This window comes from Dyadobacter sp. CY326 (assembly GCF_021390515.1).
Lineage (GTDB): Bacteria > Bacteroidota > Bacteroidia > Cytophagales > Spirosomataceae > Dyadobacter.
This window is the reverse complement of record NZ_JAJUXI010000009.1, coordinates 1-21,829: the sequence shown is the minus strand read 5'-3', so window position 1 is coordinate 21,829 and position 21,829 is coordinate 1. Positions and strand designations below refer to the sequence as shown.

Sequence of the window (21,829 nt, the reverse complement as noted above, 5' to 3'; positions counted from 1 at the left end):
GAAAGGGTAAATACCATAATATTGCCCTTTATATTTAGTTATATGGTTCCATAGAACACGTTTTAAATCATGTCCAAGCAATTTTTATTCCTATTCTCAACGGTTTTCATTTGTTTTAACGCAGTAGCACAAGACAGCAATTTTAAAAATTATACACAGCAGATTGGAGGCAGCCCGCAGGTTTATGAAATGGTGGCAATTCCGGGTGGTGAGTTTTTAATGGGAAGCCCAGCTTCCGAAAAAGGCCGCAGGGCAGACGAAGGTCCTCAGCACAAAGTTAAGATCGAGCCCTTCTGGATGGGCAAAACCGAGGTCATTTGGGACATTTACGATCTTTATGCATTTAAAAACATGGAAAAGGAAATGGCCGCACGCCATCCCGATCCAGACAAAAGTGTTCAAAAAACTGATGCCAGCACACGCCCGAGCCCACCTTATGTAGATATGTCATTCGGAATGGGAAGAGCGGGTTACCCGGCGATTAACATGACACAATATGCGGCCATTCATTTTTGCAAATGGCTGTATGAAAAAACAGGCATTTTTTACCGGTTACCAACAGAAGCAGAATGGGAATATGCTTGCCGCGCAGGATCAACGACCGCCTATTCCTTCGGAGCTGACGAAGCTAAACTGGACGAGTACGCTTGGCACCGCAAAAACAGCGATGCGGCTTACAAGAAAATAGGGTTGAAAAAACCAAATGCATTTGGATTGCATGATATGCACGGAAATGTAATGGAATGGACTTTGGATCAATACATTCCGGATTATTATGCCAAACAGCCTGCCGGAGAAAAATATGCGCCTGTAACGGAGCTTTATCCAACGGCTGTTCGCGGAGGTTCATGGGATGACGAGCCTGCGGATTTGCGCAGCGCGGCCCGCACGCCTTCGAAACCTGAATGGAAAGTGCTGGATCCGCAACTTCCTAAAAGTGAATGGTGGATGACCAGCGCTTCTTTTGTAGGTTTTAGAGTAGTAAGGCCGGTTAAACAGCCTTCTGCTGAGGAGATTAAAGCTTATTACAGTCCGAAATTGATTGAAGATTATTGATATCATATTAAACTCTTAACGTAAATAGTAATGGAACAAAATAGACGTGATTTTCTAAAAGCATCGGGCTTGTTTGCTGGCGGTGCAATGCTGAATCCTGCTCGCGGATATGGCTTTAACAGCTCTGTGGATGAGACAATCAGAGTCGCTTTGATTGGTTGCGGAGGAAGGGGAACAGGGGCTGCGGCACAGGCACTGAGCACGACTCAGAATGTGCAGATCGTTGCGATGGCGGATGCTTTTAAAGACCGTCTGGATGAGTCATATAAAAACCTAACTGCCAAAAAATACAAGAATGCGGCAGGCACGGTGGTTGATACAAAATTGAAAGTGGATGTACCTGAGGACCGCAAGTTCGTAGGGTTTGATGCTTTCAAAAAAGCCATTGCTTTAAAGGATGTGGATGTTGTGATTTTGGCGACCCCTCCTGGTTTCCGTCCTTCGCATTTTGAAGAAGCGGTGAAAAATAACAAGCACATTTTTATGGAAAAACCGGTTGCAACCGATGCGCCTGGAATCCGTAAAGTGTTGGAAGTTGCTGAGGAAGCGAAGAAAAAGAAATTGAATGTGGTTGTTGGTTTGCAACGCCATTATCAGGCAAATTATCTTGCTGCGATCAAGAGAATCCATGACGGCGCCATTGGTGATATCGTGGGCGGACAGGTTTACTGGGTTGGAAGCAGCCCTTGGATGAAGGAGCGCCAGCCAAACCAAACTGAAATGGAATACCAAATGAGAAACTGGTATTATTTCAACTGGCTTTGCGGTGACCACATTTCGGAGCAGCACGTGCACAACATTGACGTAGCTAACTGGGTTAAAAAAGGTTATCCTGTTTCAATTCAGGGAACAGGCGGTCGTGAAGTGCGGACCGGCAAGGCTTACGGTGAAATTTTCGATCACCATACATTGGATCTTGTATACGCAGATGGAACTGTTATTTCAAGCCAATGCCGTCAGTTTGAAGGCACCTGGAACAAGGTTGATGAAGCATTTGTAGGAACAAAAGGCCGCATTGACAGCTTTGATGGCAAGAAAACGATTTTGAAGGATTATAAAGGCGGCGTGATTTATCAGCACGACGATAAAGGTGATAAAAACCCTTATCAAGTTGAGCATGATGAGCTATTTGCTGCGATTGCAAAAGGTGAATACAAATTTGCTGATGCAGAAAATGGAGCGAAAAGCACGATGACTTCGATTATGGGTCGTATGGCGACTTACTCAGGAAAGCTGATCAAATGGGACGAAGCGTTCAATTCAGATATCAATTTGTTCCCGGACAAACTGGCTTGGGATGCTTCGCCGAAAATTCTTCCAGGCCCAGACGGACTTTACCCGGTTGCGGTTCCAGGAAAAACGCAGGTTATTTAATTTGATAGATATTAAAAAAGGGCTCTTAGGAGCCCTTTTTTATTTGTAACTATTGAGAGATTCTTTAAATTGAGTTAACAAATGCATTTAATCGGCATTTGAATGTGGAACCAACGATCTATTAGGTGAAACTAAGCCTTAGAAACGCTGCGCTTATTTTGCTAATCGGCATGCTCATGGTGCTGGTTGGTGTTTCCCTCAAGCTGAATCAACCCAAAGTTGGCAATCCGATCATTTTAACCGGACTTGCAATTGAATTTCTGGGCACGATATGGCTGGTTCTCAGCCTCAACCAGCGTCGCAAGCGGAACAAGATCTAAACTTTGCTCGACCGGTTACGAAGGTAAAAATCCGCTAATACCAATGCAGCCATTGCTTCGACAATCGGAACGGCGCGTGGCACTACGCAAGGATCATGGCGTCCTTTTCCCTGCACAACAGCAATGTCACCATGCTGGTCAATGCTCTCCTGGTCTTGCATGATGGTGGCAACCGGTTTGAATGCAACCCGGAAATAAATGTCTTCCCCGTTGGAAATTCCACCCTGAATTCCGCCCGAATGATTGGTGCGTGTGTGCACTTTATTTTCCTCGTCAATAAAGAAAGCGTCATTATGCTGCGATCCTAGTAAGGTTACGCCTTCAAAGCCGCTGCCGTATTCAAATCCTTTGACCGCATTGATGCTTAACATCGCTTTTCCCAGCTCCGCATGCAACTTGTCGAACACCGGCTCACCCCAGCCAACGGGAACGCCTGTAACAACGCAATTGACCACACCGCCTACAGAATCACCTTGCTTCCGAACCGAATCAATGTAATCAAACATTCTCTCAGCCATTTCAGGATCCGGACACCGGACCGCATTGGTTTCTGTTAATGTTAGATCAAGTTCCTGATAAGTTTTTTCGAGCTTCAATATTCCTACTTGTGACACGTAGGATTGAATATTGACGCCTAGGTCCGCCAATAGTAATTTGGCAAGCGCACCTGCTGCCACACGGGCCGCAGTTTCGCGCGCAGAACTTCTCCCTCCGCCACGATAATCACGCACGCCGTATTTTACCTGGTAAGTGTAATCGGCGTGAGAAGGCCGGAATTGGGCCGCGATATGCGAATAATCCTTGCTTCGCTGGTCTTCATTTCTGATGATCAATGCAATGGGCGTGCCTGTTGTTTTTCCTTCAAAAACACCAGAAAGCACTTCAAACTCATCTGCTTCTTTGCGTTGCGTCGTTATCCGTGATTGACCTGGCTTGCGCCTTGTAAGCTCACTTTGAATGAAATCAGAATCAAAATTAACGCCTGCCGGGCAGCCTTCAATGATTACGCCAATGCCGGCTCCATGTGATTCGCCAAATGTGGCAATTTTAAATATCTTCCCGTATGTACTTCCCATTCACTTTTACTTTCTAAATACCCAGATCATCGTGACCAGCAAAAGGATCACGACGGCATTGGTGGTGTCTTTTAATATTTTTTTATAATCAATTGTCTCTTTACTGCTATCCAGACTTTCGAGGTTGTCGTACAAGCCAGCAGAGCCGCTCAATGACAAGTTTGCCAGTTTGTAATCTTCACCCTTCACTGTAAGCATTTTTGTGGACCGCAATGTGTCATATTTTAATTTATTGGAATCAAAATAAACCCATTGAAAATAGCGGCCTAATGGAAACTGGCCATCTTTTCTTGGCACAACAAAGTAATCGAAAGTTTTCTCCCCGGTCACGCTGTGGTAACTCCTCTTAATGATTTGGCTTCCCTCTGGCGGGTAAATATCAAAGGTTGAATTACTCTGGATGGATGGGTCTGGAATGGCCGCAATGTTGCCTACGCCTTCCACTTTAAACATATAACGAACACTTTCACCAGGATAAACAAGCTCGCTGGACAGCGTTTCCTTTAAGTTATATTGACCAACAGCAACTTGATCTCTTAACGGATGATCGGGAAGCTGCTTAACCAAAATCTTCACAGACTTGGACTTGAAAGGCTTGATCACTTTTTTTTCAACATTAACCGCCTTGCTATTATCAATAACAAGCATTTGCAATGCAACGGATGGCAGCAGAATATCCTCAGTTGTAATCGGGAATAACCTGGCCTGGTACATATTATATTCTGTGTAACGACGGCCCTTAATCGTGACTTTGCGCTTGATGATTTCCTCCAAACCAACATTCTCTTCCCAGCAGTTAGTTGGGCGCAACTTCTTCAAAAGGGCCTGCAATTGATCATTGAATCGATAGAACTCCATCTGAACGGGCGCATTTTCGGCGATATAGAGTGAAATGCGCAATGCGAAGCCTTCTCTTATATAAACACTCTTTTTGTCCGTCTGAACTGATAAAAAGATGCCTTCGCTCGTATCTTCTAATTCTGCATCGAAAGCCGGATTGGCCGGCTTTGAAATGCCCGCTTCTGATGAAATGGCTTGTGAGAAAACAACCATCGTTTCCTCCGACTTTAACTTAACACCATTAACAGAAATCGCAAAATCAGGGATGAGATAATTTCCCGCTTTGGAAGCAAAATATTCTTGGGTAATGGTTTGAATAACGACCTTCTTTCCATCCACTGTGTTAATCGCACTTGTCGCGGATTTGCTGCGCTTTTCAAGACCTTTTATCTCGGGGAAAATAACGGCAGGCCGCGTCTCCGCATCCCGCAGCACAACAGAAATCAGAAAAGGCTGGTCGACAGTTAAGTTTTTCGACCCTAACTCAATTGTAGAGGCACTGTTTATTGTCTGGGCACAAATTGTACCAGAAAAACACAAAATAATATTTAATAACGCATATAATTTCATTAATTATTTTCGTTAACTTTATTAAGAATTGCCGTTTTTCGATGCTTACACGGAGTCTTAATAAAAATTATTTACGTCCCTAAACCACAAAACTACATAATACTATGGCCTCCATGCTCGAATACATAAAAATTATTCTGCAAAAAGTGAGCTTCGACCGCAGATTGTTCGAAAAGGAACTTCGAAAAGCAATCCGCATGTTGATGCCTGCTGAGGTAAAACGTTTAAGACAGTGGTGTTACGATAATTACGGAACGATACATTTACCAGTTCTCAATACTTGCTTCGCGCGACTGTCTTCATTGAATTAGTTTTTGTGAAATTTATAACGAAAGAAGCCGCTTGGATATCCAAGCGGCTTCTTTCGTTATTGCATTCCCAATTATTTTTTCTTCGGAGTCGAAGCTGTTTTTGGTTTTGCGCCAGCCTTAGCACCGGTTGCAGGCTGTGTCTCCGCTGTCGGAGCAGCAGCTAGTCCTAGCGCTTCTTTTGCCGAAGCATTGTCTGGATCAACTTTCAAAAGCTTTTCCCAATATTCCTTCGCTTTTGCTTCATCTTTTAATGTAGTCTGAGCATGGAACGCCAGGTAACCATAGGCAAGCTTCAAGTAAGACTTGTATTTGCTTGGATCTGGATCCTTTTCTGCAAGCTCAGTCAACTTTAAGTAATATGGCTGAGAAATTCCTTTATCAACGTTTTCCTGTCTGTCGTAAGCGTTGTAAAGTGTACTCGCTCTCCAGTAATAGCCGTATGGCCATTCAGGAAGTTTCTGAGTTACCGTTGCAAATATTGAATCTGCTTTCAGGAACAATGCGCGTCTTTCGCCAGAAATCTTAGCACTATCCGCATAGTTGGAATCAGCAGCACTTGGCAGCACTTTGGCAGTAGCCATCTGGAAATTTGCTAAGCCTGCATAATAATAATCATTTGCACTAGCCTTAGCTGTATCCATTGCAAGCCCTTTCTCATAAGTGGCAGCAGCATTCGGGAAGTCCTTCGCTGCATAATATAAAGCAGCAACCTCTTTATAAGTTGTAGCTGCCTCAGCCTTGCTTGTATCCATGTCTGCACCTTTCAAAATGTAGGCAACACCTGTTGAATCATAGCCTTTACCATCCGTTACTTTCTGGTTGTAAGCGCGTCCAAGATATTTATAGTCATCGCCGATCACTTTATCCGGAGCAACTTTGATAAATTCGGTCAAATTCTGGATCGCTTCGTCAGGCTTGTTAGTCTTGAAGTTAGACCAGCCATACATACGCAATGTGATTGGGTTGTTGATCTTGCCTTTGATCTCTTCAAGCAATTGCAATGATTTCGCATAATCATCAGCTGTGAAAGCGAACTGTGCCGCACGCAATTTCATTTCAGGGTCAGTTGTTCCACTTTTCTGAATGTACAAATCGAAGTTTTCAGCTGCTTGCTTGTATTTCTGAGCAAAGAAGTACAACTCTGCAAGATCCTTGTAAGCTGGTGCGAAGTTAGGATCAGCTTCAATCGCCTTTTTATAGTTTTCAAGCGCTAGGTTGTAGTTCTTACCACGCAGGTAAATCGAACCGATCGCATTGTGAGCAGTTGCGTAATTAGGTTTGGCAGTCAATGCATATTCGTATGCTGTAACCGCAGCACCACCTTCATTACGAAGCATCAGCGCGTCACCTTTTGCAAGATATGCATCTGCAAGGTTTTTGTCCCTTTTGATGGCAAGGTCTAGCAACCTAATCGCTTCTGCCGGATCATTTTGTTTTTCGAACAAAGTATATGCTTCACCGATTCTAAAAAGCACTTCGGCATCTTTGCCTTTTTTCTTTTCAGCAGTGTCAAACAATTCCTTTGCTTTTGGACGCTCGCCTTTTGCTAGCGCCACAGTTCCAAGACCAACTTGGTTCAAATATGATTTCTCGTCAAGCTGAACTCCTTTTTCAAAAGCTTTTTGAGCTTCGTCTAGCTGATTGGTTTTTATATAGTAATAACCAAGATAATATTGATTATCAGCAGAAGGCGTTGTTTCTGCGAGTTTTTTGAATAAGTCGCCGGCTTCATTGTAACGTTCTCCGTGTATCAATGCCAAGCCATCCTGCGTCGTTTGTGCATGTAAATTAACAAACGCCAATAAACCAATTACCAGTGCTACTAATTTCATTCTCATGTTTCTGTTCATTTTTTACCCGGTTAAAATAATGATAAAAAATTTGGCTTTCCAATAACAAGTCCCAAATCTTAAATGTATTACACTTATTAAAAATTCTTACCCGTCGTTATTTCGAGCTCTCTCGGGTAAGGCACGGTTGGCAACAAGCCCATTTTTTGAATTATCAGGCCACCCACATCCCGTGCAATATAGGTCATTAAACCGCCACCCAGACCAGAGTATCCCTCACGGCTGATGATATACAAATCTCTGTGAAGCGGGTATCTTTTAAATTCAAGTCCGCCTTGAAAAGGCTGTATATAACTGGACATCGAATCGGGATTTGCCTTCTGAGCGACGCCCATGACATGAATCCCCTTTGACAATTCTTCTGATGCCAATGAGTGACCGTCGCTGATCCAGCTTACACCAATAAAACCCAGGTGAAGTGGATTTGTCCGTATGTCTTTAATAACATTCTCATTGGAACCCGCTGAAATTATACGCAAACGTTGAATGCTGGTTATTCCAAATTTATTAAGGACGAAATTCAAGTTGCTGGCATTAGCATTATCAAACACCAAAGTAATCAAGCCACTTTGATTTCCACCCTTTAACTGGGACCAGTCAGTAATTTTTCCTTCCAGGATCGACTTAATTTCCGGAATTGTGATCAGACTATCTGAGTTGGTTTTACTTATGACCAATGCTAGTCCATCCGTCGCGATATGCTGAAACTTGTAAGATCCTTTCTGCTTTTTGATAATCTCTGTTTCTTTTTCATTTAACTGCCTCGTGGCGAAAATAACCCTCGCGCTGTCATTAAGCAGTTGTCGGATCGCCTCTTGTTCAGGCTTGTAATTCAACTTGAAATGCGTGTTCGGATAAATGCCTTCATATGCGTTGGTAAGCGCATTGACCAAGGGCTTAAACGATTCGTCGGAAGCAACTGTAATCGTTCCTTGCCTAGGATTATCCAAATCTCCATTAGAATCACCACAGCTTGTCAAGCTCAGAACCCCCAAACATGTGCCAAGCATTAAGCCGGCTGACCAAAATTTCATAGTTCCTCGCGGTGTCTTCTTTTTCTCCAAACCCTGTATCCTCTGTAAGCTCCGTACAAAATAAGTGTGCCAGCAAACGCATTTCTGGCCAGACTGCCAACAGGTAACAACCTAAAAGACAAGGAGGAGAGGACCAAAAAGACCCCTCCTCCAATGTATGTCAGAGCCATTACAACAGAGGTTAGATCACCGATCTTCTCATGCAATGGTTTTTCCCTCATGAGTTACTCCAGTTGGAAATTGATTGGCAAGTTGTACTTAACACGAACCGCACGTCCCGACTGCTTTCCTGGCTTCCACTTCGGCATTGCTTTCACAACACGGATAGCCTCTTCATCGCAACCAAAACCAAGTCCTTTCAATACCGCCACATCTTGAATACTTCCATCAACATTCACAACGAATGACATGAAAACCCTTCCTGAAACGTTAGCACGTGAAGCTGCACTTGGATACTTGATATTTTTACCTAAGTATTTGTACATCTCCGCGGTTCCACCTGGAAACTCTGGCTGCTGCTCAACAACGGTAAAAACCTTTTCTGGTTCTGGCGCTGCTTCTACAACCGTTCCTTTACTAGGCGCTGCAACTGCTTCCGGAGCAACGATGATCTCGTTCGCATTTGGATCTCCTTCGATCGTCTTGTCAGCAACAACAGCTTCTTTTATCTCTTCCACTGTTGGTGGTGGCACTTCCTCAGGAACTTCTTCGTCCTTTTTTACCTCAGGAGGCAAGAACTTCACCGTGTTCACCTTAGGTTGTTCAACCGGTGGTGGTGGTGGTGGTGGTGGTTCTGCCGGATCAATTGGCGGCGGTGGTATTTTCATTAAATCCACCTCAACCATTGCAACCTCTTCTTCCTCGCCAGCCGTCAGCTTGTTAATAATAGACGGTGTAAACATGGCCAGTACAAACAAAACTGCTCCGATTAAAGTAGCCTTCGTCACATCTGCACGATATCCTTGACGAAGAGAAAATGCACCGTACGCCTTGTTACGATCAGCAAACACTATATCATCCAGTGTAGCATTCGGGCCTATTTCTGCCATGGCGCTTTAAATTAGATTTGAATAAATTATTTAGCTACGATTTTGTCACCCAAGAGTTTCTTCTCCGAATCTGTCAGAGTCTCCACAAGTGCATATCTTTTTGATTTGGTAATTGCCATTTCGTCCAAAACGTCTACCATATTCTTGTAGGTTGACACGGGCGTTGGCTTGATTACCACAACAAAAGGATCGTTCCCTTTTTCATCTTTTGGATTTGCTGCGTTAATACGCTTCTGAGAGGCAAAAATTACGCTTCTTAAATCGAACCCATAACGAGTTGTCTTCATAGATGCTACTGCCTTATCATCATCTGCGGCAATTCCGTCAAGATAATAAACATCGTCATTTGCTCCCATAAACAAGGTAAGCACTTTCGACGCTTTAAGCGGTTCGGTTTTCTCTTGATCTTCTTCATCCGTTTTATCAGGCACAGCCAACGTCATTGATGTTGGTTTCGACATAGTTGTCGCAAGCATGAAAAACGTAATAAGCAAAAATCCTAAGTCAACCATTGGTGTCATGTCCACGCGAGTGGACATCTTCTTGGCCCGAACCTTACCGTCGCCCTTGCCATGCCCACCACCCGATTCTTCAATTGCTGCCATTGCTTTGTATTATTAAAATGTTCTTGTTACAAAACTAGTCGTTTGTGTAGCCAGCAGGCGCTTGTTCGCTACCTGTAATCAGGTTGAACTTGTTAATATTCTGCGACTGCAAGTTTGACAAAACATCCTTGAAAACTGGAAACTTAGAAAGGTTGTCGCCTTTCAATGCAATTCTCAATTGGCTGTTTGCTTTACGTGCAGCATAAACCCAGTCAGCAAGCTCGCTAGCTCCTGTTGAATCAACCGGAATACCAGGTTGCTTCACATTCGGCATTTGCTCTTTTGACATGTTCAACCAAGGTTTCAACTGGTTCAAAGGAAACCCAAAGCTCGATTGCAATGCAAATTTTGCCTTTTCATTTTCCGTAAACGTAATCCCTTTTGATTGACCAATGTTTTCAAGCATTGCTGCTCTCACTGGTTTCGCATCCACTCCGAAGAACACCTTGCCTGCCTTGTCAATACTAATGACCATAATGTCATCATCCGGAACTTTGATCTGCGAAATGGAAGACGGAGTTGTAATCTCCGCTTCATTCGACTTGAAAGTTGCCGTCATGATAAAGAACGTCAATAGTAAGAACGCTACGTCAGTCATCGCTGTCATATCCGTATGCGGCGCGTGCTTCTTAGGTCTTACCTTTCCCATAACAAATATATAAGTTTTTTGTATATTAACGTAACTTCCATATTAATAGTTCAAAAAACTATTAATAATGTGTAGCAAAGTTTGATTGAAGGCTTAAGCCGATTTCATCGATGCTATAAGTAAGGTCGTCAACACGGCTGTTCAGGTAAGCGTATGAGATTGTTGCGATTGCAGAAGTACCGATACCAAGTGCCGTATTAATAAGGGCCTCAGAAATACCTGTTGCAAGTGCAGCTGAGTCAGGAGAACCTGATGTACCCAAGGCCGCGAACGCTTTAATCATACCGATTACCGTTCCAAGAAGTGCAAGAAGTGTAGATGCACCCGCAAGTGTTGCGATAATGGTAAGGTTTTTCTGCAACATTGGCAATTCAAGCGTAGTTGCTTCTTCAATTTCTTTCTGAAGAGCAGCCAGTTTTTGTTCTTTGTCAAGTGCAGTTTCAGTAGTTAACTGCTTATATTTCAAAAGACCTGCTTTGATAACGTTACCAACAGATCCTTTTTGTCTGTCACATTCTCTAATTGCTTCTTCGATTTGGTTTTTGTCAAGAAGACCTCTCAACTTCACAACGAATGAATCGATGCTTCCAGATCCCTGAGCTTTGTTCAATGTGATCAGACGCTCGATTGTAAATGTTAAAACGATCAGGAAACAAGTCATCAAAATTGGTACGATAGGACCTCCTTTGTAAACGATTCCGTAGTAATCACCATCGATTGGGCCTTTTGCGTGATCGCCATCCTTAAAGTGCTCGGGAGCCCCTAACACGAAAATGTAAACAACTAATGCAATTGCAAATAATAGAGGGATTACCAATGCCGGGTTCAAACCGCCTTTGCCTTTTGTTGCTGCCGCAGCAGGCTTGGGAGCTGGTGCCGGACTTGTAGCTTTCTTTTCCATCAGACTTACTTTTAAAGGTTAAATTGAGATTTTGGTTGTGAATTAAATAAAACTTTTGGTTAAAACTGGATTTGGTAAAATAAAATTTTGGCCGGGTTTTAAATATCAGCCTTCTACAAAAGTATGAGTTTTCCTTTTAAAAAAAAGCAAGCATTTCGTCAGTTTTTTTCTCAAAATTTTTGACATAGCCTGCATAAATTGCATAATTTAAAGAATCACGGACATTTAATTTTCTTAATTATTCTCGTTTTAGTGCTGATTACGAATAGAATGCGTTTCAAAATCAAATCTATACATAATTGTACTCTTTACTACAATTTCAGTTAACATGTTTTTCAAAGGGCAGCATTGTATTTCAAAATATTTCAACAAACCATTAGAAAAGCAAATATTATTTTTCTCCTACTAGCGCTTAAAGTGCATTTTTAAAATTCGCATATCCTGCATTTTGTAACTGATAGCAAATTCTAATAAAACAACAGAATCAAGACATCACTTGCGTTGAAGAATCGCATGCCGTTGCCGAATAATTTCTTGCACCCTGAATCGAATTGCAAAATTTGGTAATTTTGGATTACCGTTTGAAGCTGTCCGTTAACTTAACAAATTCATAACACAATGAAAATTGATAAAGAGTCCCTTAAAAAGATCGCTAACCTGGCCCGTCTGGAGATTAAACCAGAGGAAGAAGCAGGCATTCTGGCGAGTATGGACTCCGTGTTGACCTGGATGGAACAACTGAACGAGGTTAATACTAACGACGTGGAGCCCCTCACACATATATTAGATGAGGTAAATAATTGGCGGGAAGATGTCGGCGTTAACAGCATGACCCGCGAAGAAGCACTTGCAAACGCTCCGTCAAAGAACGCATCCTACTTGATGGTGCCTAAGGTGATTGAGTAACATTTGGACACTTTGTCCCGGAGATCATCAAATCAGTTGAAATGCGTCTGCATCGGCTAGTGCCGGAAATGCATTGCGGTAGGAAACGAGTTCTCCCTTTCTGAATGTAACGACTTTCTCTGCCTCTGCCGATTGCAGCATATGCAGCGGCTCTCCCAAATAATCGAGCGCAACAGAATCTCCCTGATAGGTGAGACCATTCGGATCGACTCCTATCCGGTTGACACCCACCACATAACTCTGATTTTCAATCGCCCGGGCTTTGAGCAATGTGTTCCAGGCATGCGCCCTTTTCGCGGGCCAATTGGCTACATATATAAGTAGGTCGTAAGGATCAGCTGCAACATTGCGGCTCCACACGGGAAATCGTAGATCGTAACAAACCAACGGACAGATTTTCCAGCCTTTATAATCGATAATCAATTTCGCATTGCCGGGCGTGTAAGTCTGATCTTCTTTCCCAAAAGTGAAAAGATGTCGCTTATCATTATATAGATAGGACCCATCCGGCTGAACGCAAAGCAAACGATTGTAAAATTTACCTTCGTCTTTTACTGCAAAACTACCGATCAGCAAAGCCTGCGTCTGTGCGGCAATCTGTTTCATCCAGCGCGTTGTGGTAAAATTCAGCGGCTCGGCGACGGCAGTGTTCATGGTGAATCCGGAATTAAACATTTCCGGGAGCACAATAACATCTGCTTTTTCAGAAAGCATCGCAATTTTCTCTTCCAGCGACGCTAGATTTGCGGTGGTATCTTCCCAAAAAAGATCTGTCTGGATTAAAGCGACGGATAGAGTGTCATTTTGCAGCAATGCGCTCATTCAACAAGGAGATTAAACATTGAAACTTGACCCTTATCTCCTACCCGGAAAGCGCATTCTGTAATCGGAATCCACATTGCCCCTGGTAATGTCTGCCAGTTTCTTTTTGATGAACTGCTTTTTCAATGTTGGCAAATAATCCACAAAAAGTTTTCCTAGCAAGTGATCATATTCGTGTTGGATGATCCTGGCAGCCATTCCGGTGTATTCCTCTTCGTATTCATTCCAATCCGTGTCCCTGTAACGAATTTTTACGCGTTCGGGACGATAAACATCTCCACGAATGCCGGGAATGCTCAAACAACCTTCTTCAAATGCCCACTCCTTGCCTGTTTCTTCAAGGATTTCGGGATTGATAAATGTTTTCTTAAAATCGGCCAGTGACAGATCCGGCTCATCGTCGTCGTCATCATCTTTTTCACTAAACGGCGTTGCGTCCACAACAAACACGCGGATATTCATTCCAATCTGCGGAGCGGCCAGTCCAACGCCATTTGCGCCATGCATGGTTTCGAACATATCTTCCGAAAGCTTCTTAAGATCAAGCTGGTCTTTTTCAACAAATTGGGTTGGCTTTCTCAGTATCGGATCTCCGTAAGCTACGATGGGATAAATCATGTAATGCGACTTTATTCGTTTTTAATGTATTTCAAATTTTATCTCTTGCTCTCCATAAAAGATTGCAGGATAATGGTTGCGCTGATCTTGTCAATATTTCCTTTTTCCCGTCGGTCGCTTTTTTTGGAGCCCGCAGCGATCATTGATTGCAACGCCATGGAAGACGTAAATCGCTCATCGTGCGTATGCACAGGAATTTGGGGAAATGTCTTTTTCAGCAATTTAACAAAGGTCAAAACACGTGCTGCATTTTCACTTTCGGTGTTATCGAGCCGTTTGGGCATTCCGATAATGAATGTCTCCACTGCCTCACTTGTTGTGTATTTTTTCAAAAAATCAAGCAAGTCATGCGTTCGGACAGTTTCAAGCGCCGTAGCAATGATTTGCAGCGGATCTGTGACAGCTATCCCGCTGCGTTTAGCACCATAATCAATCGCCAAAAGACGCGGCATTTTCCTAATTAATGTTAATTGCTTGCAAAGATAAGACCTTTCAATTAGCTTTTCCTGATTGTGCGGCGTGATAATAGATTTTGGTCCGTGCATCACAGAATCCGATTATCTTTGTTTCATGATTGAAAAGCGCTGGATACACAACCCTGAATTTACCCCTGAACAACAACAAATTGTACACGAACTGGCAGAATCGCTTAAAGTAAGTCAGTCCCTGGCCACATTGTTGGTGCAACGTGGAATCCTTGATTTTGAACAATCCCGCAACTTTTTCCGCCCCGATCTTTCGCAGCTGCACGACCCTTTTTTAATGAAAGACATGCCTGCGGCAGTGGCAAGGATCAACGAGGCGATCAGCAATGGTGAGAAAATCCTTATTTACGGCGACTACGATGTGGATGGAACCACTTCCGTCGCACTCTTTTATGGATTTTTGAAAAAAGTTTATCCTAATCTCGATTATTATATCCCAGACCGCTACGAAGAAGGTTACGGCGTTTCATGGCAAAGTCTCGATTTTGCGCATGACAACGGTTTTACATTAATCATCACCTTGGATTGCGGCGTTAAGTCTGTTGATAAAGTGACTGCCGCCGCTGAACGCGGAATTGACTTTATTATATGTGATCACCACCGTCCTGGCTCAGAATTGCCGCCGGCCATTGCCGTGCTCGACCCAAAAAGAGAAGATTGCGCTTATCCGTATAAAGAGCTGACCGGTTGTGGCGTTGGTTTTAAACTGCTCCAAGCGTTCTGCATGGATCGGCAAATTGATCCGAAAGCATTATTTGACCATTTGGATTTGCTGGTTATCAGCATTGCTTCCGACATTGTTCCCATTACAGGTGAAAACCGCACCTTGGCTTATTTTGGATTGCAAAGACTAAATGCGGCTCCAAGATGCGGCGTAAAAGCATTGATTCAAATTGCTGGACTTAATGGCTTGCTCGATATAACCAATGTCGTTTTCGGACTCGGGCCCAGAATTAACGCTGCTGGCCGGATCAAGCATGCCAGGGAGGCGGTCAGGCTTTTGCTTTGTGAAGAGGATGACGTTGCTGCTGATTTTGCTCAGGAAATTAATAAACACAACAGCGACCGCAGGACATTTGACACAAGCATCACGGAACAGGCGCTTTTAATGATTGAAAACGACGACTGGTTTGCCAATGCGAAAAGCACCGTATTATATAAGGAAGACTGGCACAAAGGCGTGATCGGAATTGTGGCAAGTCGTTGCATTGAAAAATATCATCGGCCTACAATTATTCTCACACAATCGCATGGAAAAGCCGCCGGGTCAGCGCGGTCGGTTCCGGGTTTTGATGTGTATGAAGCGATTGAGGAATGTGCGGATCTTTTGGAACAATATGGCGGGCACACTTTTGCAGCCGGACTCACTTTGCCGCTCGATAATGTGGAAGCTTTTAAAACGCGCTTCAATGATATTGTAAGCAGCCGCATCCTGCCGGAACAACTTATTCCAATGATCAACATTGATATGCTGCTGGATCTGGAAGTGATCACGCCGAAGTTTTACAATATATTAAGACAAATGGGCCCTTTCGGTCCCGGAAACATGACGCCGACATTCGAATCGCGCAATGTCAGCTTAGCAGGCAGGCCAACGATTATGAAGGAAAAGCATTTGAAATTTGATGTGAAGCAGAATAACTCAAATGTATTTTCCGCGATTGGCTTTGGTATGGCGCACTTTTATCCTGATCTGGTTAACGGAAGGCCGTTCTCAATCGCCTATTGCCTGGAAGAGAATAACTTTCGGGATAAAAAAACGTTACAACTGTCTTTGAAGGATATTAAAATACTATAACACGAAGCTGGAGCTTCGCTAAACTTCGGCACGAAGCGCAGCTTCGCGCCAGCATATTCAAAAAAAATGATATTAAGAACCGAAAACCTTGTGAAAAAATACGGGGTTCGTCTTGTCAACAACAATGTAAGTTACCAGGTTGAACAAGGCGAAATTGTAGGTTTGCTTGGCCCTAATGGCGCAGGCAAAACGACCTCGTTTTACATGGCCGTAGGATTGGTGAAACCCAACAGCGGAAAAGTTTATCTGGACGATAAGGACATTACAAGCCTTCCCATGTACAAGCGCGCACGCCTGGGTCTGGGTTATCTTGCGCAGGAAGCATCGGTGTTCCGGTCACTAACGGTGGAAGAGAACATTCGCGCTGTGCTGGAAATGACCGACATGTCGCGTGCGGATCAGAAACTGAAAGTTGAGGAATTGCTGGAAGAGTTTCACTTAACGCACGTGCGCAAAAGCAAAGGAATGGTGCTTTCGGGAGGAGAACGACGCAGGACCGAAATTGCCCGTTCGCTCGCTGTGGATCCAAAATTCATTTTGCTCGACGAGCCATTCGCCGGAGTTGACCCGATTGCGGTGGAAGACATTCAAAGCATTGTGGCCAAATTGAAACACAAAAACATTGGCATCCTCATCACCGATCACAATGTAAATGAAACGCTTTCCATCACGGACCGCGCTTATCTTTTGTTTGAAGGAAAAATATTAAAGCAAGGAAGCGCAGAGGAATTGGCTGAGGATGAGGTCGTAAGGCGCGTTTACCTGGGTCAAAATTTCGAATTGAAACGCAAAATATAGCCCTTAGACATAGAAAAGGGAACGCTTCGCGGCATTCCCCTTCTTACAATTATTCACCATGAACTGTATTGGTTTCAGGAACGAAACCGCAGTTATTATTTTTTAGGACACTTTTTACAGTGCTTCCCTTTCTTTTTATATTTTTCGCAGCACTTCTTGAACACACATTCCGTGTTGTCATGCAAAGATTTCATCCAGGTCACATCTCCAACTGCACAATCAGCAGGATCCATCAATGTAAAAGCGCTCATTCGTTTGCTGTTATTCTGAAACAAATGTAAGCGCTATTTAGAATGATTCAAACAAATGGTAAAAATTATTTTGAACAAATCTAAATTATAACTTTTAGGAATTGCTTACTGGATCTTTTCCCAAATTTCATGAACGGGTTTTCCATCACTGCCTTTTCCACTATGATCCCAGCGCCCGCCTTCCATTTTGTGGTCGAATTTCACTGAGGAACCCACACGGTTATTGTCTTTTGAATAAAACTGGATGTTCTCTGTATATTTTCCGTTTTTCAGTGTATAAGTGCCGCCGCCGGTTGCATAAAAACCTTTAACTGCCGGATCGATTGCAAACCATTGGAACCTGGTCGCCGAAAGCAATTTCAGCGTTTTTCTTGTGCCTTCTTCATGGATTGCAGCCATTTCACCTTGCCCGCCGGCTTTTTGTGTAATGTGCCATGCGCCTGCCATAGGCGCGGAAGTTGCGTCATCAACACGCATCCACACCATTGCTTCTTCGTATTTTAATGTTAGAATATCATCTTTCACCGTAACCGTGAAAACAATTGGAACACCGATTTTGGCCGTGTCCGCAGAGTTAAATTCTGGAGTGTAAGTCATCTGGTCGCCACTCATGGTGAATGGTCCGCCTTCTGCCCTTTCAAAATATTTATTACCAATACTATAGGATGCAATTGCAAGATAATTGTCCGCAACGATCAATGTAGAAGCGCTGCCGGTGGGTTCCTGCGATTTCCAGGCACCCTTTGGAACCTGCGGCAGGCGTTCCTGCGGCAGGCGTTCCTGAGCAAATCCTAGTAAGGATACAAAAACAAGTGTGGCTGTCAGTAAATGTTTCATCGGTTGATTGAATTTTGATATGCAATATACGTTATCAAAATTATGCCACCAGTGCGCTCCAAGTGCTTATTTCAAAACCTCCCGCAAAACTTCCAGTGATTTGATTTCGCCCAAAGATTCCATATGGATTTTGTAAAAAAAGATCAGTTTTTCAAGAATCATGATGCGTCGGGAACGGTCCAGCGGAATGCTGATTCCATAATGGTGATTCAGTAATTCAATGGTCGCGTTACGCTCGGTTGCATCAGCCAAATGTGGAAAGTGATTGTGTTTCAGCTCATTTTCAAGATCTTCAACCGCCTCAATCCCGAACCCAAGAAATGACGCCAGCTGCATTAAGAACTGAATGTGGAAGTTTTCAAATGTGTTTTCGGCAAGATCAAGGAAGGTGACAGATTCCTCGATAAAATGAAAAAGCAGCGCATTACTTTCTTCCTCTTTTAATGTTTTACTCAACATTTCCGTAACAAAAAGCGCCAGGCTGGACTTTACGACATCATAAGGCAAGGTTTGGAAAGGCTGATAACATTTCATCTCCGAAATCCTGTGAATCGTGTCCTCCTTACTTTTATGATAAACAACCATATCCAGCAATGTAAGCGGCTGAAACAATGCAATCCGGTTAGTTCGCGATTTGCTACTCCGGACACCATTCACGATATAAGTCTGAATACCAAAGGCTTCCGTGTAAATCTTGGCGATAATGGAAGATTCTCGATAACGGATATAGCTTAAAGCAACGCCTCTGGTTTTATGTAACATAATAATTAGCTGGCCTTTTAATCAAAAATAGTTATCTTTCCATTAGTGAGCGCAGGCTGGTCTGTTATTATGATTTGATCAAAAAGCCTGCTTGTAAAATTCAAAGAAATTAGCAGTTTTTTAAGCCAAAGGATTTGTACCTTTGCAATGCATAACGAACTATTTTAGAAGACAAATTCGTTAGGTTAGTATTCAAGGAACACGATTTGCATCGCTGCAAACAAAAAGATTTCTAACGCATAACTCCTTATATGAGCGACGCCATTAAGCATGAGTGCGGCATAGCACTTATCCGTCTTAGAAAGCCTTATCAATATTACATCGACAAGTACGAGACACCGCTATACGCAGTCCACAAGCTTTCGGTAATGATGGAAAAACAGGTAAACCGGGGACAAGATGGAGCCGGAGTTGCTAATATCAAGATAGATGTCCCGCCCGGGAAACGATACATCAGCAGATACAGATCCGTAGAACCTCAGCCACTTACGGACATTTTTTCAAAAATTCACAAGAAATTTCGCAAGGGTTTAAAGAACCACAGAGACCGTGCCAGTGATGGCAAATGGTTGCAGGAAAATCTGGCTTTTACAGGCGAGGTTTGGCTGGGTCACTTGCGTTATGGGACACATGGTTCTAATGAAGTTGAGAACTGTCACCCAATGCTGCGCCAGAGTAACTGGAGAAGCCGCAACCTGGTGATGGCGGGGAATTTCAACATGACCAATGTGGACGAACTTTTTGGAAAACTTGTCTCGCTGGGACAGCATCCAAAAGAAAAAGTGGATACAGTAACGGTGATGGAGAAAATAGGACATTTCCTTGATGAAGAGAATCAAAGGGTGTTCGAACGCTTCAAAGGAATCTACGAAAATCCGACCCTTTCTGACGTTATCGAAGAAAACATTGACCTGCCACGCTTACTGTACAGGTCGTGCAGAGACTTTGATGGTGGTTATGCAATGTGTGGTTTGACGGGTTATGGCGCTTCATTCGTGATCCGCGATCCAGCTGGAATTCGTCCTGCGTTCTATTATGCAGATGATGAAGTTGTTGTCGTTGCATCTGAGAAACAAGCCATTAAGGCGGCTTTCAATGTTGATTATAATCAGATTCAGGAAATTACACCTGGCTCAGCTTTGATCGTTGACAAAAATGGTGAATACAATGAATTCCCGATTTTGCCTCAGCTAGAAAAACGCTCTTGCAGCTTTGAAAGAATTTATTTCTCTCGCGGAACTGATCCGGACATTTACAACGAGCGCAAGCAGCTAGGCAAGCTTTTGATCCCGCAAATATTAAAAGAGGTTAATTACGATCTTGAAAATACAATCTTCTCTTACATTCCGAACACGGCTGAAACAGCATTTTTGGGGATGATTGAAGGTTTGGAGGAATATTTGGCCAAGAAGCGTAAGCAGGCAATCATGGAAGGCATTTTGTTTGAAGCCGACCTTGAAAAAGTGCTTTCATTCAGGCCTCGAATTGAAAAGCTTGTTACCAAAGATGTGAAATCGCGGACGTTTATTACTGCCGATGCTTTGCGCGATGATATGGTTTCGAGCGTGTACGATACCACTTTTGAGGTTGTGCGTAAGAATGTGGATACGGTTGTCATTATTGACGATTCTATTGTGCGCGGAACGACGCTTGAAAAGAGCATTTTGACCATGCTTGACCGGTTAAGCCCTAAGAAAATCGTTGTTGCATCATCCGCTCCGCAAATCCGTTTTCCGGATTGCTACGGAATTGATATGTCCAGAATGAAGGATTTTGTTGCTTTTAGAGCTGTGCTAAAATTGCTTGAAGAGCGCGATCTGGAATATTTGCTGGAAGACACTTACATGCACAGCATGACTTCCATCGCGACAAAAAATCCATATCATACTAATTACGTAAAAGCGCTGTACGAGCCTTTCACGGATCAGGAGATTTCTGATAAGATTGCCGAGATCATTCGTCCGAAAGGGTTGAATGCGGAACTTTCCGTTGTTTTCCAGACCGTTGAGAACTTGCATAAGGCTTGTCCGCAACATTTGGGAGACTGGTATTTCACTGGAAATTATCCAACATTGGGAGGGAATAAAGTTGTAAATAAGGCATTCGCCAATTCTCACGAAGGAAAATTGGAAAGAGCTTATTAATTAAAAAATATAATGCTTCAAGAGCCGTCTCAGATTTTGGGACGGCTCTTTTTTGTAATTCAGCTTATTTTATGGAACTTGGCGACGCAGGGATCGCAATCCGCGGCACTGATTAAACCTAAATCCACGATCCATTTTACCAAAATGAAATTAGTAAAAAGCTTTCCTCTTTTTTTAGCACTCTTCTTGCTGACAACATTCGCAAAAGCGCAAACTGCATCCACTGGAACATTAAATGACCTGAGCTTTCTCGAGGGACATTGGCTTGGAACCTATAACGGCGGCCCGATCGAAGCGGGCTGGACAGGCCCTGCCGGGAACAACATTATGGGTTACATTCGGATGATCAAAGACGATAAACCGGCTCTGTATGAAGTTTTTGCATTCGAACAATCTGAAAAAGGCCCGATTGCCAGAGTAAAGCATTTCAAACCCGGACTGATTGCATTAGAAGAAAAAAACGTGTCTGACACTTACAACTTCATCGAAGCGAAGAAAAATCAGGCTTTATTTGAAAAAGACGATGTGTCGGTGCGGATCATTTATGAAAGACGCTCACAAAATCAGCTGGTGATTCAGCGCGGGAAAATGGAAGATAACAAATGGGTTTTTGCAGACCTTTTTATATTCAACCGCATTCCATAATTGGCCAAAGAAAGTTTAGCAAGAGCGATTCGGAAATGCACTGCCCCCAAAAAGTTAGACACTTCTTGGGGGCATTTTTATGGGCAAAAACAGAAAACACGGTGCAGCTTTCCGGCTTATGCTTGTCA

The 21,829-nt window shown here is 43.3% G+C and carries 22 protein-coding genes; 9 read left to right on the top strand and 13 right to left on the bottom strand.

Annotation, left to right across the window (positions count from 1 at the left end; genetic code table 11):
• Window positions 1-69 precede the first annotated feature (69 nt).
• From LZG73_RS18245 to LZG73_RS18235, 3 genes are all read left to right on the top strand, one after another.
• Window positions 70-1,056 carry a formylglycine-generating enzyme family protein gene (locus LZG73_RS18245; protein ID WP_233853279.1) on the top strand — a complete coding sequence of 329 codons (987 nt, stop codon included), beginning with the start codon at window positions 70-72 and terminating at the stop codon, window positions 1,054-1,056.
• A gap of 30 nt (window positions 1,057-1,086) precedes the next feature.
• The gene (locus LZG73_RS18240; RefSeq protein WP_233853278.1) at window positions 1,087-2,430 is read left to right on the top strand and encodes a Gfo/Idh/MocA family protein; all 1,344 of its coding nucleotides are present in this window, start codon (window positions 1,087-1,089) and stop codon (window positions 2,428-2,430) included.
• A gap of 125 nt (window positions 2,431-2,555) precedes the next feature.
• Entirely contained in the window at window positions 2,556-2,750 is a 195-nt protein-coding gene (locus LZG73_RS18235; RefSeq protein ID WP_233853277.1) for a hypothetical protein, read from the top strand.
• Here the strand turns inward: LZG73_RS18235 and aroC are convergent.
• Together aroC and LZG73_RS18225 are read right to left on the bottom strand one after the other, a co-directional pair.
• A complete protein-coding gene (aroC, locus tag LZG73_RS18230; RefSeq protein WP_233853276.1) occupies window positions 2,747-3,826 on the bottom strand; it encodes a chorismate synthase in 1,080 nt (359 codons plus the stop codon). The two genes, LZG73_RS18235 and aroC, sit on opposite strands and share 4 nt — an antisense overlap.
• Window positions 3,827-3,832: 6 nt before the next feature.
• On the bottom strand, window positions 3,833-5,236 hold the full coding sequence (locus tag LZG73_RS18225) for a BatD family protein (protein WP_233853274.1): 1,404 nt from the start codon (window positions 5,234-5,236) through the stop codon (window positions 3,833-3,835).
• A gap of 104 nt (window positions 5,237-5,340) precedes the next feature.
• Between LZG73_RS18225 and LZG73_RS18220 the strand changes: the two genes are divergently transcribed.
• Window positions 5,341-5,547: a hypothetical protein gene (locus LZG73_RS18220; protein WP_233853272.1), complete on the top strand. Its 207-nt coding sequence runs from the start codon at window positions 5,341-5,343 to the stop codon at window positions 5,545-5,547.
• Window positions 5,548-5,618: 71 nt separating this feature from the next.
• Here the strand turns inward: LZG73_RS18220 and LZG73_RS18215 are convergent, their stop codons facing one another.
• The 6 genes from LZG73_RS18215 to LZG73_RS18190 form a co-directional block, all read right to left on the bottom strand.
• On the bottom strand, window positions 5,619-7,379 hold the full coding sequence (locus LZG73_RS18215; protein ID WP_233853271.1) for a tetratricopeptide repeat protein: 1,761 nt from the start codon (window positions 7,377-7,379) through the stop codon (window positions 5,619-5,621).
• A 95-nt stretch (window positions 7,380-7,474) separates the two neighbouring features.
• Window positions 7,475-8,431 (bottom strand): substrate-binding domain-containing protein, encoded by a 957-nt coding sequence (locus LZG73_RS18210; RefSeq protein WP_233853269.1) that lies wholly within the window; start codon window positions 8,429-8,431, stop codon window positions 7,475-7,477.
• Between the two features lie 224 nt (window positions 8,432-8,655).
• Window positions 8,656-9,480, bottom strand: a complete 825-nt coding sequence (locus LZG73_RS18205) for an energy transducer TonB (RefSeq protein ID WP_233853268.1) — start codon at window positions 9,478-9,480, stop codon at window positions 8,656-8,658.
• A gap of 26 nt (window positions 9,481-9,506) precedes the next feature.
• Window positions 9,507-10,085: a biopolymer transporter ExbD gene (locus LZG73_RS18200; protein ID WP_233853267.1), complete on the bottom strand. Its 579-nt coding sequence runs from the start codon at window positions 10,083-10,085 to the stop codon at window positions 9,507-9,509.
• A gap of 34 nt (window positions 10,086-10,119) precedes the next feature.
• Window positions 10,120-10,734, bottom strand: coding sequence for a biopolymer transporter ExbD (locus LZG73_RS18195; RefSeq protein ID WP_233853266.1), 615 nt, complete (start codon window positions 10,732-10,734; stop codon window positions 10,120-10,122).
• A 61-nt stretch (window positions 10,735-10,795) separates the two neighbouring features.
• A complete protein-coding gene (locus LZG73_RS18190; protein ID WP_233853265.1) occupies window positions 10,796-11,635 on the bottom strand; it encodes a MotA/TolQ/ExbB proton channel family protein in 840 nt (279 codons plus the stop codon).
• A gap of 618 nt (window positions 11,636-12,253) precedes the next feature.
• Between LZG73_RS18190 and gatC the strand changes: the two genes are divergently transcribed.
• Complete coding sequence (gene gatC, locus LZG73_RS18185; protein WP_233853264.1) at window positions 12,254-12,541, top strand: Asp-tRNA(Asn)/Glu-tRNA(Gln) amidotransferase subunit GatC; 288 nt, start codon at window positions 12,254-12,256, stop codon at window positions 12,539-12,541.
• A 27-nt stretch (window positions 12,542-12,568) separates the two neighbouring features.
• Here gatC and LZG73_RS18180 read toward each other — a convergent pair whose 3' ends face one another.
• Genes LZG73_RS18180 through ruvX form a run of 3 tightly spaced genes read right to left on the bottom strand, consistent with a single transcriptional unit; the run spans window position 12,569 to window position 14,433 of the window.
• Complete coding sequence (locus LZG73_RS18180) at window positions 12,569-13,363, bottom strand: amidohydrolase (protein ID WP_233853263.1); 795 nt, start codon at window positions 13,361-13,363, stop codon at window positions 12,569-12,571.
• Window positions 13,364-13,396: 33 nt separating this feature from the next.
• Window positions 13,397-13,981 carry a peptide deformylase gene (gene def / locus LZG73_RS18175; protein ID WP_233853261.1) on the bottom strand — a complete coding sequence of 195 codons (585 nt, stop codon included), beginning with the start codon at window positions 13,979-13,981 and terminating at the stop codon, window positions 13,397-13,399.
• A 38-nt stretch (window positions 13,982-14,019) separates the two neighbouring features.
• Window positions 14,020-14,433 (bottom strand): Holliday junction resolvase RuvX, encoded by a 414-nt coding sequence (gene ruvX, locus LZG73_RS18170; RefSeq protein WP_233853259.1) that lies wholly within the window; start codon window positions 14,431-14,433, stop codon window positions 14,020-14,022.
• A gap of 118 nt (window positions 14,434-14,551) precedes the next feature.
• Between ruvX and recJ the strand changes: the two genes are divergently transcribed.
• Window positions 14,552-16,264, top strand: coding sequence for a single-stranded-DNA-specific exonuclease RecJ (gene recJ, locus LZG73_RS18165; RefSeq protein ID WP_233853257.1), 1,713 nt, complete (start codon window positions 14,552-14,554; stop codon window positions 16,262-16,264).
• A 66-nt stretch (window positions 16,265-16,330) separates the two neighbouring features.
• The gene (gene lptB / locus LZG73_RS18160) at window positions 16,331-17,062 is read left to right on the top strand and encodes an LPS export ABC transporter ATP-binding protein (RefSeq protein WP_233853254.1); all 732 of its coding nucleotides are present in this window, start codon (window positions 16,331-16,333) and stop codon (window positions 17,060-17,062) included.
• 356 nt (window positions 17,063-17,418) lie between these two features.
• On the opposite strand, the gene LZG73_RS18155 is transcribed toward lptB, so the two are convergent.
• Both LZG73_RS18155 and recO read right to left on the bottom strand, forming a co-directional pair.
• The gene (locus tag LZG73_RS18155) at window positions 17,419-18,150 is read right to left on the bottom strand and encodes a hypothetical protein (protein ID WP_233853250.1); all 732 of its coding nucleotides are present in this window, start codon (window positions 18,148-18,150) and stop codon (window positions 17,419-17,421) included.
• A gap of 66 nt (window positions 18,151-18,216) precedes the next feature.
• On the bottom strand, window positions 18,217-18,912 hold the full coding sequence (recO, locus tag LZG73_RS18150; protein WP_233853249.1) for a DNA repair protein RecO: 696 nt from the start codon (window positions 18,910-18,912) through the stop codon (window positions 18,217-18,219).
• 251 nt (window positions 18,913-19,163) lie between these two features.
• On the opposite strand from recO, the gene LZG73_RS18145 reads away from it, so the two are divergent.
• Together LZG73_RS18145 and LZG73_RS18140 are read left to right on the top strand one after the other, a co-directional pair.
• Complete coding sequence (locus tag LZG73_RS18145) at window positions 19,164-21,056, top strand: amidophosphoribosyltransferase (RefSeq protein WP_233853243.1); 1,893 nt, start codon at window positions 19,164-19,166, stop codon at window positions 21,054-21,056.
• Between the two features lie 144 nt (window positions 21,057-21,200).
• The gene (locus LZG73_RS18140) at window positions 21,201-21,701 is read left to right on the top strand and encodes a DUF6265 family protein (protein ID WP_233853241.1); all 501 of its coding nucleotides are present in this window, start codon (window positions 21,201-21,203) and stop codon (window positions 21,699-21,701) included.
• Window positions 21,702-21,829: the final 128 nt, after the last annotated feature.

Bases quoted from the DNA above. Each gene is read 5' to 3' on its own strand.
- LZG73_RS18245 (WP_233853279.1), top strand. From the start codon at position 70: ATGTCCAAGCAATTTTTATTCCTATTCTCAACGGTTTTCATTTGTTTT.
- LZG73_RS18240 (WP_233853278.1), top strand. From the start codon at position 1,087: ATGGAACAAAATAGACGTGATTTTCTAAAAGCATCGGGCTTGTTTGCT.
- aroC (WP_233853276.1), bottom strand. From the start codon at position 3,826: ATGGGAAGTACATACGGGAAGATATTTAAAATTGCCACATTTGGCGAA.
- LZG73_RS18225 (WP_233853274.1), bottom strand. From the start codon at position 5,236: ATGAAATTATATGCGTTATTAAATATTATTTTGTGTTTTTCTGGTACA.
- LZG73_RS18220 (WP_233853272.1), top strand. From the start codon at position 5,341: ATGGCCTCCATGCTCGAATACATAAAAATTATTCTGCAAAAAGTGAGC.
- LZG73_RS18215 (WP_233853271.1), bottom strand. From the start codon at position 7,379: ATGAAATTAGTAGCACTGGTAATTGGTTTATTGGCGTTTGTTAATTTA.
- LZG73_RS18210 (WP_233853269.1), bottom strand. From the start codon at position 8,431: ATGAAATTTTGGTCAGCCGGCTTAATGCTTGGCACATGTTTGGGGGTT.
- LZG73_RS18205 (WP_233853268.1), bottom strand. From the start codon at position 9,480: ATGGCAGAAATAGGCCCGAATGCTACACTGGATGATATAGTGTTTGCT.
- LZG73_RS18200 (WP_233853267.1), bottom strand. From the start codon at position 10,085: ATGGCAGCAATTGAAGAATCGGGTGGTGGGCATGGCAAGGGCGACGGT.
- LZG73_RS18195 (WP_233853266.1), bottom strand. From the start codon at position 10,734: ATGGGAAAGGTAAGACCTAAGAAGCACGCGCCGCATACGGATATGACA.
- LZG73_RS18190 (WP_233853265.1), bottom strand. From the start codon at position 11,635: ATGGAAAAGAAAGCTACAAGTCCGGCACCAGCTCCCAAGCCTGCTGCG.
- gatC (WP_233853264.1), top strand. From the start codon at position 12,254: ATGAAAATTGATAAAGAGTCCCTTAAAAAGATCGCTAACCTGGCCCGT.
- LZG73_RS18180 (WP_233853263.1), bottom strand. From the start codon at position 13,363: ATGAGCGCATTGCTGCAAAATGACACTCTATCCGTCGCTTTAATCCAG.
- def (WP_233853261.1), bottom strand. From the start codon at position 13,981: ATGATTTATCCCATCGTAGCTTACGGAGATCCGATACTGAGAAAGCCA.
- ruvX (WP_233853259.1), bottom strand. From the start codon at position 14,433: ATGCCGCGTCTTTTGGCGATTGATTATGGTGCTAAACGCAGCGGGATA.
- recJ (WP_233853257.1), top strand. From the start codon at position 14,552: ATGATTGAAAAGCGCTGGATACACAACCCTGAATTTACCCCTGAACAA.
- lptB (WP_233853254.1), top strand. From the start codon at position 16,331: ATGATATTAAGAACCGAAAACCTTGTGAAAAAATACGGGGTTCGTCTT.
- LZG73_RS18155 (WP_233853250.1), bottom strand. From the start codon at position 18,150: ATGAAACATTTACTGACAGCCACACTTGTTTTTGTATCCTTACTAGGA.
- recO (WP_233853249.1), bottom strand. From the start codon at position 18,912: ATGTTACATAAAACCAGAGGCGTTGCTTTAAGCTATATCCGTTATCGA.
- LZG73_RS18145 (WP_233853243.1), top strand. From the start codon at position 19,164: ATGAGCGACGCCATTAAGCATGAGTGCGGCATAGCACTTATCCGTCTT.
- LZG73_RS18140 (WP_233853241.1), top strand. From the start codon at position 21,201: ATGAAATTAGTAAAAAGCTTTCCTCTTTTTTTAGCACTCTTCTTGCTG.